This window comes from Ornithinimicrobium pekingense DSM 21552, from assembly GCF_000421185.1.
GTDB classification, from domain to species: Bacteria; Actinomycetota; Actinomycetes; order Actinomycetales; family Dermatophilaceae; genus Ornithinicoccus; species Ornithinicoccus pekingensis.
The window spans coordinates 75098-90004 of record NZ_ATWJ01000011.1; the positions used below are offsets into that span (position 1 = coordinate 75098).

Annotated in this window: 10 protein-coding genes; 6 read left to right on the plus strand and 4 right to left on the minus strand. The window is 73.4% G+C overall.

The window, feature by feature from the left end:
- Window positions 1-211 precede the first annotated feature (211 nt).
- The 4 genes from K330_RS0111610 to K330_RS0111625 form a co-directional block, all read right to left on the minus strand.
- On the minus strand, window positions 212-835 hold the full coding sequence (locus tag K330_RS0111610; protein ID WP_022921990.1) for a hypothetical protein: 624 nt from the start codon (window positions 833-835) through the stop codon (window positions 212-214).
- Window positions 832-2622 carry a malto-oligosyltrehalose trehalohydrolase gene (treZ, locus tag K330_RS20880; protein ID WP_022921991.1) on the minus strand — a complete coding sequence of 597 codons (1791 nt, stop codon included), beginning with the start codon at window positions 2620-2622 and terminating at the stop codon, window positions 832-834. The genes K330_RS0111610 and treZ overlap by 4 nt, the downstream gene beginning before the upstream one ends.
- A complete protein-coding gene (gene treY, locus K330_RS0111620) occupies window positions 2619-5096 on the minus strand; it encodes a malto-oligosyltrehalose synthase (RefSeq protein WP_022921992.1) in 2478 nt (825 codons plus the stop codon). Before treY ends, treZ begins: the two co-directional genes overlap by 4 nt.
- A 176-nt stretch (window positions 5097-5272) precedes the next feature.
- Window positions 5273-5569: an adhesin gene (locus tag K330_RS0111625; protein WP_022921993.1), complete on the minus strand. Its 297-nt coding sequence runs from the start codon at window positions 5567-5569 to the stop codon at window positions 5273-5275.
- A gap of 179 nt (window positions 5570-5748) precedes the next feature.
- Here K330_RS0111625 and K330_RS0111630 point away from each other — a divergent pair, with 179 nt between their 5' ends.
- The 6 genes from K330_RS0111630 to K330_RS0111655 all read left to right on the plus strand — a co-directional run bounded on the left by K330_RS0111630 (window position 5749) and on the right by K330_RS0111655 (window position 14881).
- Window positions 5749-6618, plus strand: coding sequence for a formate/nitrite transporter family protein (locus K330_RS0111630; RefSeq protein WP_022921994.1), 870 nt, complete (start codon window positions 5749-5751; stop codon window positions 6616-6618).
- 53 nt (window positions 6619-6671) lie between these two features.
- Window positions 6672-10433 carry a methionine synthase gene (gene metH / locus K330_RS0111635; RefSeq protein WP_022921995.1) on the plus strand — a complete coding sequence of 1254 codons (3762 nt, stop codon included), beginning with the start codon at window positions 6672-6674 and terminating at the stop codon, window positions 10431-10433.
- A gap of 229 nt (window positions 10434-10662) precedes the next feature.
- On the plus strand, window positions 10663-11913 hold the full coding sequence (locus tag K330_RS20885) for a quaternary amine ABC transporter ATP-binding protein (protein ID WP_022921996.1): 1251 nt from the start codon (window positions 10663-10665) through the stop codon (window positions 11911-11913).
- Window positions 11910-12893 (plus strand): ABC transporter permease, encoded by a 984-nt coding sequence (locus K330_RS20890; protein WP_022921997.1) that lies wholly within the window; start codon window positions 11910-11912, stop codon window positions 12891-12893. Before K330_RS20885 ends, K330_RS20890 begins: the two co-directional genes overlap by 4 nt.
- A gap of 58 nt (window positions 12894-12951) precedes the next feature.
- Window positions 12952-13896 carry a glycine betaine ABC transporter substrate-binding protein gene (locus K330_RS0111650; protein ID WP_022921998.1) on the plus strand — a complete coding sequence of 315 codons (945 nt, stop codon included), beginning with the start codon at window positions 12952-12954 and terminating at the stop codon, window positions 13894-13896.
- Between the two features lie 202 nt (window positions 13897-14098).
- Complete coding sequence (locus K330_RS0111655; RefSeq protein ID WP_022921999.1) at window positions 14099-14881, plus strand: methylenetetrahydrofolate reductase; 783 nt, start codon at window positions 14099-14101, stop codon at window positions 14879-14881.
- Window positions 14882-14907 lie beyond the last annotated feature (26 nt).

A 14907-nucleotide genomic window follows, 5' to 3' on the forward strand; every position in this document is an offset into this window, starting at 1 on the left:
CGGCGAATGTTGGAGCCCGGGGCTGCCGCGGCCCGGCACGCGATGAGGTCCAACGAGGACCTCGGGACCATTGTTCCCCACGACCTGTCGATGTGAAGCGGTTCACACGCACCTGTGCACGACCCACTCACGTGCGTGGCGCAGGCACGCGGTCCGCGGCCGCACCTGTGCACGACCCACTCACGTGCGTGGGTCGTGCACCGCGGGGCCGCTAGTGCAGGTCGCCCTTGCGCCACAGCCGGGCGCAGGCCGTGAGGTCGTCGGCGGTGTCGCGCATCCGGGCGCCGCGCTGCGCCTGCTCGGCGGGGATGTCCTGCGCCCCGGGCTCGGCCAGCCCGACCGCCATGACGTGGCAGAAGGCCGAGGCACGCTCGAGCGCCACCGCCAGGTCCCCGGTGAACACCCCGGTGAGGATCTCCTGGGTGAGGCGTCCCAAGCCCTCGGGGTCGGGGGGCTCGGCCACGCCGGCGATCGCGCGGTAGACCTCGGCGTGCCCGGCGGCCCCGGCGTAGAGCCGGCCGACCTCCTCGGGCCGGCGCTGCACCCACTCGTGCAGCAGGTAGAGCCGCCACAGCGCCCCGGGCAGGGTGCGGGCGGGCCGGTCGGACCACATCTCGGCCACGGTCGCCAGGCCGACCTCCTGCACGAGCCCGACGAGGCGGGCGGTCAGCTGGGGGTCGTCGGTGTCGCGACCGCGGCCCACGACGAGCTCGGCGGTCCGGTGGGCCGCCTCCACCGCCTCGAGCGGGTCGACGCCGCCCGCGGCGTTCTCCAGGGCCTCCGAGGGCCGGTAGGCCGGGCGGTGGAAGGGGCGCCGCTCCTCCGCACCGGTCACGACGGCTCCCCGACGACGGCGACCGAGTCGCCGCCCAGGACCAGGCGTCCCGCGTGCTCCTCGACGTCGCCGAAGGCGGCCAGCACCTGCCCCGGAACCTCCCGCTCGGCACGCCCCTCACCCAGCACGGCCAGGACGGTGACCTCGCCGCGCCGCACGGTGAGCAGCTCGGCGGACCCGTCGCCCGCGGGCTCACGGCATACCTCGCCCTGCCCGAGCGGGGTCTCGCGCAGGCCGGGCAGCTCACGGCGCAGGCGCAGCAGGGTGCGGTACCAGTCGAGCATCCGCGCGTGCGGCTCGCGTCCGAGCTCCTCCCAGTCGAGCGTCGAGGCGGTGACCGTGCCGCGGTCCTGCGGGTCGGGCACGTCGCCGGCCCAGCCGTGCTCGGAGAACTCGCGCTCGCGCCCCTCGCGGATCGCCTGGGCCAGCCAGTCCTCGGCGTGGTCGGTGAAGTACTGCCACGGGGTGGAGGCGGCGTACTCCTCGCCCATGAAGAGCATCGGCGTGTAGGGGGAGGTGAGCAGCAGCGCGGCGCCGATCGCGTGCCGCCCCGGGGGTATGGCGTGCCCGATCCGGTCGCCGGCGGCACGGTTGCCGATCTGGTCGTGCGTCTGCAGCGAGGCCACGAACCTCCACCCCGGCGTGACCTGCGGCTCGACGGGCCGGCCGTGGGTCCGGCCGCGGAAGGTGGAGAAGGTGCCGTCGTGGAAGAACGGGCTGCGCGAGAGCACCTTGGGCAGCGAGTCGGGGTCGCGGGCGAAGTCGCCGTAGTAGGCCTGCGACTCCCCGGTCAGCGCGGCGTGCAGGGCGTGGTGGACATCGTCGGCCCACTGCCCGTGCAGGCCGGTGCCACCGGCTCCCCCGGGCGAGCGCGGCGCCACGGTGGCCGGGTCGTTGCGGTCGGACTCGGCGACGAGCGTGCGGGGTATGCCGGTGCGCTCGCTGATCTCGTCGGCGAGGACCGCCAGCTCCTCGAGCAGGTGGGTCGCGCGCTCGTCGTGCAGCGCGTGGACGGCGTCCAGGCGCAGCCCGTCCAGGTGGTAGTCCTCCAGCCACAGGCGCACGTTGTCGAGGACGAAGGCGCGGACCCCGTCGCTGCCCGGTCCGTCGAGGTTGACCGCCTCGCCCCAGGGCGTGTGGTGGCGGTCGGTGAAGTAGGGGCCTGACTGCGACAGGTAGTTGCCGACCGGCCCGAGGTGGTTGTAGACGACGTCGAGCCAGACCGCCAGGCCCCGCGCGTGGGCGGCGTCCACGAGCCGGGCCAGGCCCTTTGGGCCGCCGTAGGGCTCGTGCACGGCATACAGGCAGACGCCGTCGTAGCCCCAGCCGTGCCGCCCCGGGAAGGCGGCGACCGGCATGAGCTCGATCACCGAGACCCCCAGGTCGACGAGGTGGTCGAGGTGCTCGACGACACCGTCGAAGGTGCCCTCGGGGGTGAAGGTGCCGACGTGCAGCTCGTAGACCGAGGCGCCCTGGAGCGGCACGCCCTGCCACCCCTGGTCGGTCCAGGGGAAGGCGGCGGTGTCGACGAGCGCGCTGGGCCCGTGGACACCGTCGGGCTGGCGCAGCGAGCGCGGGTCGGGGATCGCCGAGCCACCGTCGACGCAGAAGGAGTAGCGCCCGTCACCGGGCTGCGCCGAGACCTGCCACCAGCCGTCCTCGGCCGGCTCCATCGGCACCCGGCTGGCCCCGTCCGCGCCGAGGCGCAGCTCGGCGGAGGAGGCGTCCGGTGCCCAGAGGCGGTAGGTGCGGCTGCCTTCGGGGGCGGTGGTGTCGGCGTCGGTCAACGGGGTCCCTCCTCGAGGTCGCGGGCGCGGACGAGCACGGCGGCGGGCGCCGTCGCGAAGACGTCGACGGCGAGCACGCCCTCCTCGCCCACGTGGTGGTCGGCACCGGTCAGCGCGTCGCGCCAGTGGTCCGGCGGCAGCAGGACGCGCGTGCCGCCCAGGCCGCCGGCCGCGCCGAGGGCACGGGGCGCGCGGATGGTCAGGGTGGCGGCGACGCCCCCGCGCAGGAAGCCCAGGACGTGCGGCGACGGCTCCGCGGCGATCGGCTCGTAGGCGGCCCCGGGACCGTAGGCCTGCGGCAGCCAGCTGCGCAGCCGCAGCACGCGCGAGGTCGTCCACAGCACCTCGTCGGACAGGTCCCGCGGCCGGCCGGTGGCGTCGAGCCGCTGCAGCCGCGCGAGCCGTTGGTCGTAGTCGACGGGCCGCCGGTTGTCGGGGTCGACCAGGCTGAGGTCGACCAGACCCGAGCCCTGGTAGGTGTCGGGCACGCCGGGCAGCGTGAGCTGGATGACCTTCTGCGCCAGGGTCAGGGTGCGGATCGTCAGCTCGTTGTCGCGGACGGCCGCGCCTATCGCGTCGCTGACCTCGCCCTCGCTGACCATCTCGTCGGCCAGCGCCAGCACGCGCGCCTCGTAGGCCGCGTCGGGCTCGACCCACGTGCTGTGCAGCTTGGCCTCGCGCACGGCCTTGACGAGGTAGTCGTGCAGCCGGTCGGTCGCGACCCGTCCGGCTCCCACGAGCGTCTGCCACACCAGGTGGGCGGTGGGGGCGTCGACCCCGTGGCGCTGGGCGGCGGCCGCGCCCGCGGCCGACAGCTCGCGCCACGCGTCGGCGTCGCCCGCGACGGCCAGGATGCGGGCCCGCACGTCCTCGCTGCGCTTGGTGTCGTGGGTCGACAGCGTGGTCATGCCGCGCGGCCAGTGCTCGGCCTGGTGCCGGGCCCAGGTGTGCAGCGCCGCGACCGCCTCCTCGGGCCGCTCGCCGACCGAGGGGTCGGCGCCGACCTCGTTGAGCGCGACGAGCCGGTGCCACCGGTAGAAGGCGGTGTCCTCGATGCCCTTGGCCATCACCGGACCGGTGGTCTGCTGGAACCGGACGCACAGGTCGGAGGCCGCGCCGGGGTCAGCCGCCGCGGAGTCGGGGCGCAGCAGCACCTCCCCGAGGGCGACCAGCTCGGCGTCGAGGTCGGGACGGGTGGCCCGGGCCCGCTCCAGCGCCTCGAGCAGCGGGCGCTCCAGCGAGTCGTCGCGGGCCGCGCCGCCGACGTCGCCGGGGCGCACGTAGGCGCGGTAGACGTGCACGTCGACCAGCAGCTCGGACAGGGCGGCCCGCAGCCGGTGCTCGTCGAGCTGCGGGAGGGCCTCCCGCGCGCGGCGGACCAGCCGGCCCACCTCCGGCTGCAGCAGGGCCTCGACCGCCTGCCGCTTGCACCGCTCCACCTCCACCTCCAGGTCCGGCTCACCGCCGGTGGCGAACCAGGCGGTGGTGACCGCCTCCGCCGTGGTGGGGTCGACGAGGGCTCCGGTGACCGCCGCGGCCGCGTCATACCCGGTGGTCCCCTCGCACCGCCAGGACGACGGCAGGCGCTCGGGCCCCTCGAGGATCTTCTCCACCCAGACGGGGGCGTCGGGCCGGAGCCGGTCGTGGAGCATGGCCAGGTAGCCGGCCGGGTCGGCCAGGCCGTCGGGGTGGTCGATGCGGAAACCGTCGACGACGCCCTGGTGGTGCAGGTCGAGCAGCTCGGCGTGGGTGGCCTCGAAGACGTCGGGCTCCTCGACGCGGACGCCGATCAGCTGGTCGACCTCGAAGAAGCGCCGGTAGTTGAGCACCTCGGCGGAGTCGAGCCAGTGCGCGAGCTGCCAGTGCTGGGCCTCCAGCAGGGCGGGCAGGGTGTCGGCGAGCCGCTCGGTGCCGGGGGCCAGCGGCAGCACGTGCTCGAAGTAGCGGGCGACCGGCCGGCCCGCGGCCGGTCCCTCGTCGTCGCGGCCGGTGCCGACGGTGATCTCGCCGGCGGCGAGGACCTCCTCCAGCGGCCGGCCGAGGACCGGCAGCCCGAAACGTCCGCCGAGGTGGTCCCAGTCGACGTCGAACCAGTGCGCCCGGGCCGCGTGCCGGCCCTGGGCGAGCACCTCCCACAGCGGGGCGTTGCGCCAGGTCTGCGCCGTCAGCGCCATGTGGTTGGGGACGATGTCGACGACCACACCCATGCCACGCGCGTGCGCCGCGGAGGCGAGGCGCTCCAGGGCCTCGCGCCCGCCGAGCTCGGGGTTGACCCGGGTGTGGTCCAGGACGTCGTAGCCGTGCTCGGAGCCGGGGGCGGCGGCCAGCACCGGGGAGAGGTAGACGTGGCTGACGCCGAGCGCCTCGACGTAGGGCAGCACCGCCAGGGCGTCGTCGCAGGTGAAGCCGGCGTGCAGCTGCATCCGGTAGGTGGCGGTCAGGGGGCGGCGCTCGGTCGCGTCAGGGTTCGTCATGGCCGGACCAGTGTCTCAGGGTTCCCTCGTGCCGCCACCCGGTTCGCACCGTCCTGACGTGCGCGGGCCCGTCGTCCGGACGTCGCGGCCCGGACGCGCGAGTGCCCCGGTTCCCGCGGCCTGGACAGTCCAGGGTCGCGGGAACCGGGGCACTCGCAGCGTTGAGGGAGCTCCGCTCAGGCGCTGGGCCCGGCGGGCTGCTGCGGCTGCAGCGTGAAGCCGATGCCCTCGGGGGTCTGCGCGGCGTCCAGCGTCTGGTCCTGCAGGGTCGGGACGGTGTCCTCGGCGAGGTAGACCGGCGCCTCGGTGTCGCCGACGGCCTGGTCGGTCGGCTCCGGCTGCGGCACGATGGCCACCTGCAGCTGGGACTGGTCGGGGGCGAGCGAGAGGCGCAGCCCCGCGGTCTCGGGCATGCCCTGCTCGGAGGTCAGGCCCTTGACGACGGCCTGGGCGTTCTCGGTGACGGTCAGCATGCGTGGTCTCCTACTCTTCTCGAGTGGACCGGCAGCGGGTGCCGGCCTCGACGCCGCCCCGTCGCAGGGGCACGGGCGTCTCGGTCACCTCCACCCTGACCCATCGACCCGGGGGTCTGGCAAATGCAGCACCGACCGGACGCGACGCCCACCGGCGGGCGTCCAGACAAGGAGCGGCCATGGACGACTCGACGGGTCGGCGACAGACCGACGACGTGGTGGCCCAGGACCAGGAGGGACAGGTCGACCCGGCCGCGGCCCGCGCCGAGGAGGAGGTGGTCGAGTCCTTCCAGGGCACGGTCGACAAGGGCGCCGAGCGGCTGCACCGCGGGTGGCGGGCGCTGCTGACCACCGGCTTCTTCGGCGGGCTCGAGGTCGGCCTCGGCATCATGGCCTACCTCGCGGTCCTGCACCAGACGGGTGACCACCTGCTGGCCGGCCTAGCCTTCGGCATCGGGCTGGCCGCGCTCTACCTGGCGCACAGCGAGCTGTTCACGGAGGGCTTCCTCCTGCCGATCATGGCGCTCTTCGCCGGACGCGGCACGCTGCTGCAGCTGCTGCGGCTGTGGGGGGTCACGCTGCTGACGAACCTGGCCGGCGGGTGGGTGTTCATGTGGCTGGTGGCCAAGGCCTTCCCCGAGTTCGGCGAGGTGCTGACCGAGAGTGCGCGGCACTTCGTCGACTCCCCGCTGGACCTGCGGGCGGTGACGCTCTCGCTGCTCGGCGGCATCGTCATCACGGTCCTGACCCGGATGCAGCAGGGCACCGACTCCGACGGCGTCAAGGTGGTGGCGGCCTTCGCGGCGGGCTTCCTCCTGGCCGGCCTGAGCCTGTTCCACTCCGTCCTGGACTCGATCATCATCTTCGGCGCGATCCACGCCGAGGGGTCGGTGACCTACGGGGAGTGGCTCGCCTGGTTCTGGTACGTCACCCCGCTCAACCTGCTCGGCGGGCTCGTCTTCGTCACCGCGCTGCGGCTGGTCCGGGCCAGCGAGCTGCCCGAGGCGCCGGGACCGGACAACCGGGTCGAGGAGGGTGCGGGCAGCTGAGCCCTGCCCCCCGGGGATTCGGCCCCTGACGTCACGGCACCTACAGTGTGGGAGTGCAGCCCCACCACCCCTCGACCGAAGCATCCGCCACCCGGCACCCCCTCCGTGCCGTGGCTGACGAAAGAATCCTCGTCCTGGACGGCGGATACGGGTCGATGCTTCAGCAGGTGGAGCTCGTCGAGGAGGACTTCCACGGGGAGGGGCCTGCGTGGGCGGCCCACGCGGACACCGCGCTGCGGGGCAACTTCGACCTGCTGGGGCTGACGCGGCCCGACGTGCTGGCGTCGGTGCACCGCGCCTACCTCGAGGCGGGCGCCGACATCCTGACCACCAACACCTTCAGCGCCACCGCGATCGCGCAGGCCGACTACGGCACGCAGGGGCTCGTGCACGACATCAACGTCGCCGCCGCCCGCGTCGCCCGGCAGGTGGCCGACGAGGTCGCGGCCGCCACCGGTCGCCCCCGCTGGGTCGCCGGGTCGGTCGGACCGACCAACCGCACCGCCTCCCTCTCCCCCGACGTCGAGCGCCCCGAGCACCGCAGCGTCACCTACGAGCAGCTGCGCGAGGCGTATGCGGAACAGGTCGCGGCGCTGCTCGAGGGCGGGGTCGACCTGCTGCTGGTCGAGACGGTCTTCGACACCCTCAACGCCAAGGCCGCGCTGCACGCGATCGGCGACGTGCAGGCCGCCCGGGCGGGCTCCGGTGCCTCCGGTGCCGACGGCTCCGACCGGCCGGCCCCCGTGCCGGTCATGCTCTCGGGCACCATCACCGACGCCTCCGGCCGGACGCTGTCGGGACAGACCCCTGAGGCCTTCGCCGTCTCCACCGAGCACGTCGACCTCTTCTCCGTCGGGCTCAACTGCGCCCTCGGCGCCGAGGCGATGCGCCCCCACCTGCGCGAGCTCGGCGCGGCGTCGACCGCGCTGACGTCGGTGCACCCCAACGCCGGCCTGCCCAACGCCTTCGGCGGCTACGACGACACCCCCGAGGAGATGGCCGAGGTCCTCGGCTCGATGGCCGCCGAGGGGCTGCTCAACGTCGTCGGCGGCTGCTGCGGCACCACGCCCGACCACATCCGCGCCATCGCGGACGCAGTGGCCGGCGCCGCGCCCCGCACCCCGGCGCAGCTCACGCCATACCTGCGCACGAGCGGCCTGGAGGCCTTCACGCTCTCCCCGGACGTCAACTTCGTCAACGTCGGCGAGCGCACCAACATCACCGGCTCGCCGAAGTTCGCCCGGGCCGTGCGCGAGGGCGACTGGGACGCGGCGGTGGCCATCGCCCGGCAGCAGGTCGAGGCCGGGGCGCAGCTGGTGGACGTCAACGTCGACGAGGGGATGCTGGACGGCCCGGCGACGATGACCCACTTCCTCAACCTGCTCGCCGGCGAGCCCGACGTGGCGCGGGTGCCGGTGATGATCGACTCCTCGCGCTGGGAGGTGCTGGAGGCGGGGCTGCGGTGCGTGCAGGGCAAGGGCGTGGTCAACAGCATCTCGCTCAAGGACGGCGAGGCCGAGTTCCTGCGCCGTGCGGCCGTGGTGCGGCGCTACGGCGCCGCGGTGGTGGTCATGGCCTTCGACGAGCAGGGCCAGGCCGACACCTACGAGCGCCGGGTCGCGGTGTGCGAGCGCGCCTACCGGCTGCTGACGACCGCGTCGGAGGCGCTGCCGGACCCCTTTCCGGCGCACGACATCATCTTCGACCCCAACATCCTGACCGTGGCGACCGGCATGTCCGAGCACGACCGCTACGCGCTGGACTTCATCGAGGCCACCCGCTGGATCAAGGAGAACCTGCCCGGGGCCCTCGTCTCCGGCGGGGTCTCCAACGTCTCCTTCAGCTTCCGCGGCAACAACGTCGTGCGTGAGGCCATGCACACGGTCTTCCTCCTGCACGCCATCCGTGCGGGCCTCGACATGGGCATCGTCAACGCCGGGATGCTCGGCGTCTACGAGGACATCGAGCCCGAGCTGCGCGAGGCCGTCGAGGACGTGGTCCTGGCGCGCCGCGAGGACGCCACCGAGCGGCTCATCACGCTGGCCGAGCGGATCAAGGCCGAGCAGTCCGACGAGTCCTCGGGCGCGGCGGGCGAGCGGGCCGCCAGGGCGCTGGCGTGGCGCGAGGCACCCGTCGCCGAGCGGCTGCGGCACGCGCTGGTGCAGGGCATCGACAGCCACGTCGTCGAGGACGCCGAGGAGGCCTACCACGAGCTGGGCTCGGCGCTGCAGGTCATCGAGGGCCCGCTCATGGCCGGCATGGACGTGGTCGGCGACCTCTTCGGCGCGGGCAAGATGTTCCTGCCCCAGGTGGTCAAGTCGGCCCGGGTGATGAAGAAGGCGGTCGCCCACCTCACCCCCTACCTGGAGGCGGCCAAGGCGGCCGACGGCAGCGGCTCGCGCAAGGGCCGGATCGTCATGGCCACGGTCAAGGGCGACGTGCACGACATCGGCAAGAACATCGTCGGCGTGGTCCTCGGCTGCAACGGGTACGAGGTGCACGACCTGGGCGTGATGGTGCCGGCGGAGAAGATCCTCGCCACGGCCGAGGAGCTGGGCGCCGACCTCATCGGTGTCTCGGGCCTGATCACCCCGAGCCTGGACGAGATGGTCTCGCTGGCCACGGAGATGCAGCGCCGCGGCCTGACGACGCCGCTGCTCGTCGGCGGCGCCACCACCTCGGCGGCGCACACCGCGGTCAAGATCGACCCGGCCTACGAGGGCACCGTCGTGCACGTCACCGACGCCTCCCGCGCGGTGGGCGTGGCCGCGGACGCGATCGGCTACGAGGACAAGCTGCGCGACCGGCTCGCGGGCGAGTACGGCGAGCTGCGCGAGCGCCACGCGAGCAAGGACGTGAAGCTCGTGCCCCTCGAGGAGGCCCGCTCACGCTCCCGTGCGGTCCAGGCCCCGGTGCCGGTGACGCCCTCGCTGCTCGGCACGCAGGTCCTCGAGCCCCCGGTCGAGGAGCTGGTCGGGATCATCGACTGGACCCCGTTCTTCACCGCCTGGGAGCTGCGCGGCTCCTACCCCCGGATCCTCGAGGACCCCAAGGTCGGGGAGCAGGCCCGGGCCACCTTCGAGGACGGGCAGCGCTGGCTGCGCCGGCTGCTGGCCGACGGCACGCTGCGGCCGCGGGGCGTGGTGGGGCTCTGGCCGGCGCACCGCCACCCCAACGGCGACGACATCGTCCTGGAGGGCCCGGTGGGCGAGGACGGCGAGCCGGTCGTGCTGCACGGGCTGCGGCAGCAGCGGCTGCGGCCCCAGGGTGGCTACGCCTCGATCGCCGACTTCGTCGCACCGGAGGGCGACCACGTCGGCGCCTTCGCGGTCTCCGTCCACGGGGCCGAGGAGCTCGCGGCCCGGCTGCGCGACGAGGAGCACGACGACTACGGCGCGATCATGGTCCAGGTCCTCGCCGACCGGCTCGCCGAGGCCTTCGCCGAGTGGACCCACCGCGAGGTCCGGCGCCGGCTGTGGGGCTACGCGCCGGAGGAGGACCTGCCGGTGGCGGACCTGGTCCGCGAGCGCTACGACGGGATCCGCCCCGCCCCCGGCTACCCGGCGCAGCCGGACCACACCGAGAAGCAGACCCTGTGGCGGCTGCTCGACACCGGGCGGACGGCCGGCATGACGCTGACCGAGCACGGGGCGATGCGGCCCAACTCCTCGGTCTCCGGGCTCATCCTGGGCCATCCCGACTCCACCTACTTCGCGGTCGGGCGGATCGACGCCGACCAGGTGGCGGACTACGCCGCCCGGAAGGGCTGGACGGTGGCGGAGGCGGAGCGCTGGCTCGGCCCCCTGCTGCGCTGAATTCCACGAATGCATCACGATCGCACAACAAAGCGATCACGGCGGAATAACGATCTATGCCTGGATTGGATTCCTGCGGCGATTCTGGCCTAGCGTTGATAAACGGTTCCTCCGCCTCTCAACGCCTCTGCGGCGGGCTCCGGCCTGCCCTTCTTGGCGGCACGCCCGTCTCCGTGCGCCTGCGGTGCGACCGCGCAAGACCCGTGACCGACGACCGAGGGATATCCCTGTGCCCGTACTTGCTGCTGAGCATCTGTACAAGATCTTCGGCCGCCGACCCCAGCGCGGGGTCGAGGCCCTCCACCGCGGCGCCGGCCGCGACGAGCTGCGCGCCCAGGGCCTGACCCCGGCCGTCATCGACGCCTCCTTCGAGGTGCGGGCCGGCGAGATCTTCGTCGTCATGGGGCTCTCCGGCTCCGGCAAGTCGACGCTGATCCGGATGATCAACGGCCTGCACCCGGCCACGGCCGGCGACGTCGTCATCGACGGCGAGAACCTCGCCCACCTCAAGGGCGAGGCGCTGCGGCGGGTGCGGCGCGAGAAGGTCTCCATGGTCTTCCAGCACTTCGCCCTCCTGCCCCACCGCACCGTCGGCGAGAACGCGGCCTACGCGCTGAAGGTCCAGGGCCTGAACAAGGCGGACCGCGAGGCCCGGGCGGCACGCGCGCTGGGCATGGTCGGCCTCGACGGGTGGGGCGGCTCGATGCCCTCGGAGCTCTCCGGAGGGATGCAGCAGCGCGTCGGCCTCGCCCGGGCGCTCGCCGCCGAGACCGACATCATGCTCATGGACGAGGCGTTCAGCGCGCTCGACCCGCTCATCCGCCGCGAGATGCAGGACCAGCTGGTCGAGCTGCAGCAGCGGCTCGACAAGACCATCGTCTTCATCACCCACGACCTCAACGAGGCGATGCGGATGGGTGACCGGGTGGCGATGATGCGCGACGGCCGGATCGAGCAGATCGGCACCGCCGAGCAGATCCTCAACGACCCCAAGAACGACTACGTGGCCCAGTTCGTCCAGGACGTCGACCGGGCCAAGGTGCTCACGGCCGGCGCCGTGATGGAGCCGCCGGCGATGGTGATCGGTGCCGAGCAGGGCCCGCGCCAGGCCCACCGCCTCATCCGCGAGCACCAGCTGGACGCCCTCGCGGTGGTCCGGCGCGACCGCACCCCCGTCGGGGTCGTGCTGCCCGGGGAGATCGCCGCCGCCGTGCGCGAGGGCAGCGACCGCCTTCCCCTCACCGAGCGCAGCGCCAGCACGGTCGGGCTGGACACGCCGCTGGCGGACCTGCTCGCCGACGCCGCCCGTCGCGAGAGCCCGCTGCTCGTGGTCGACGACGCCGGACGGCTCGCCGGTCTCATCCCGCAGGTCACCCTGCTGGCCGCCCTGTCCCACGAGCCGGTCGAGACCGTCCTGGCGGACGGCATACCCGACTCCCCCGAACCCCTGACCGACGACGCCGAGGTGGTGGCCCCGTGAGCACGACCGACGACAGCCTGCTGCCCCGTGTCCCGATCGGCACCTGGGTCGACGGCGCCTTCGACTGGATCGACGACAACCTCAGCATCCTGCTGCAGCTCTTCCGCGACGTGATGACGGCCGTCGTCGAGGGCCTCATCGACGCGCTGATGTGGCCCCCGGCGCTGGTAATGGTGGCCGTCTTCGCACTCGTCGCCTGGCTGGTGGCCTCGTGGCGCCTGGCCGTCGGCACGGCCCTGGGCTTCGCCCTGATCATCTCCATGGACATCTGGCTGCCTGCGATGCAGACGCTGGCGCTGGTCATCGTCGCGACGGTCGTGGCCGTGGCCGTGGCGATCCCGCTGGGCGTGCTGGCCGCGCGCAACGACACGGTCAGCGCCGTCGTCCGGCCGGTGCTCGACTTCATGCAGACGATGCCCGGCTTCGTCTACCTGATCCCGGCCGTGACCTTCTTCTCCATCGGCCTGGTCCCCGGCATCTTCGCCACGATCATCTTCGCCCTGCCCCCCGGCGTGCGGCTGACCGAGCTCGGCATCCGCCAGGTCGACCGCGAGACGGTCGAGGCCGGGCAGGCCTTCGGAGCCTCCTCGTGGCAGATCCTGCGCGGGATCCAGCTGCCGCTGGCCGTGCCGACGATCCTGGCCGGCGTCAACCAGGTCATCATGCTGGCCCTGTCGATGGCGGTCATCGCCGGCTTCACCGGCGCCGACGGCCTGGGCAAGCTCGTCGTGGAGTCCATCGCCCGCCTCAACACGCCGATGGGCGTCGAGGCCGGCATCGGCGTGGTCATCCTGGCGATCTTCCTCGACCGCGTCACGGCCGCGCTGGGCGACCCCGGCCGGCACCGCGGCTCGCTGCTGTCCCTGGCCCGGGCCCGACGCGGCACCGCCCCCGGGCCCCAGCCGGGCGGCACCACCACCGCCGACGCCGGCGGCACGGACCGTTCCGAGGCGCCCCAGGACGCCCGCGCCGGCGTCTGAGCCGGACCACCCCATACCCCCTGACCCATCCGTGAAACCGACCGAGAGGACCCCTTCGATGAGGACCACCCTGCACCGCCCCGGCCGCTCCCGCACCACCGCCCTCGCCGCCAGCCTGGCCACCGCCGGGCTCGTGCTCGCCGCGTGCGGCGACGGAGGCGGCGAGGAGACCCCGTCCGAGGAGGGCGAGGGCTCGGAGGCCGGCGCCTCCGGCACCATCACCATGGGCTTCCTGCCCTCGTGGACCGACGGGCTGTCGATGGCCTACCTGCTGGAGAACCAGCTGGAGCAGATCGGCTACGAGGTCGAGATGGAGACGCTGACCGAGGCGGCGCCGCTGTACACCGGCCTGGCCAACGGCGACGTCGACGTCTACCCCTCCGCCTGGCCCGAGGTGACCCACGCCGACTACATGGAGGAGTACGGCGACCGGATCGAGGACCTGGGCGCCTACTACGACAACGCGGTGCTGACCATCGCGGTGCCGGAGTACGTCGACATCGACTCGATGGCCGAGCTGGCCGACAACGCCGACCGCTTCGGCGACCGCATCGTCGGCATCGAGCCCGGCGCCGGCCTGACCGGTGTGACCCAGGACAGCATGATGCCGGCCTACGGCCTGGAGGACTGGGAGCTGGTCACCTCCTCCACCGCCGCCATGCTCAGCGAGCTGCAGAGCGCGGTGGAGGACGAGGAGGACATCGTGGTGACCCTGTGGCGCCCGTTCTGGGCCTACAGCGAGTTCCCGATGAAGGACCTGGAGGACCCCGAGGGCGCCATGGGCGACCCGGAGGCCCTGCACTTCCTGGGCACCGAGGGCTTCGCCGAGGAGTTCCCCGAGGCCGCCGAGTGGATCGGCCAGGTCAAGCTGACCGACGAGCAGTACGGCTCGCTGGAGGACATGGTCGTCAACGAGTACGGCGAGGGCAACGAGGCCGAGGCCGTCGAGGCCTGGCTCGAGGCCAACCCCGACGTGCTGCCCGAGCTGCCCGCCGCCCGCTGACCCGGGCCGGGTCCTGCAGCACCCGGAGCACCAGCGCACGCCCCCGCCGACCCCGCGTCGGCGGGGGCGTCCTGCGTCCGGGACCGCACGTGTATGGCGTGACGCCGCAGGTCGGACACTCGCTCACGCGTGTCGGCCGCAGAACCGTCGGCTCCGGCGGCGATTTCCCGACATGTGCCGAAGATTGACAGACTGGCCCTCGATGACCTCCTCCCAGACCCGCATCTCCGTCGAGCTCGTGCCGCGCAGCGCCGAGTCCCTCACCGGCGAGATCAACGACATCGCGGCCAAGCTGCCGTGGGTGACGACGATCAACGTGCCCGACCTGCTCAAGTTCGACCTGCGCAGCTGGGACGCGTGCGGCGTCGTGCGCTCGGCGAGCGCGCAGGTCCGGCCCGGCGGCACCGCATACCCGGCGATCCCGCACGTGCGCGCCGCCGACGTGGACCCGGACGCCCCGCTGCCCATGGTCGACGCCGTGCGCGAGCACGGGGTGCAGGAGGTGCTGGTCGTCTCCGGCGACGACGCCGACTACTTCACCCACCACACCTACCCCGTCGACGCGGTCGACGTCATCCGCCGCTTCCGTGCCGAGCTGCCCGAGGTCCGCGTCTACGCCGGGCTCGACCCCTACCGCAACGGCATCGCGGCCGAGATGCGCTACCTCGAGCGCAAGCTGTCGGCAGGTGCGGTCGGCGTCTTCACCCAGCCGTTCTTCGACACCGCCTACATGTCGACGTGGGCCCGGCTGCTGCCCACCGACATCGAGGTGTGGTGGGGCGCGACGACGGTGACCACGCCCGCCTCGGTCGGCTACTGGCGCCGGCGCAACCTCGTCGCCTTCCCGCGCGACTTCGACCTGTCGCTGGCCTGGCAGCGCGACTACGCCCGGCGGGCGATCGACACGGCCGGGGAGCAGGGCCAGCACGTCTACCTCATGCCGGTGCGCACCTCGGTGCTGGACTACCTCGACGGGGTGCTCTGAGCCGTGCGGGTATGAGGTCGTGCCGC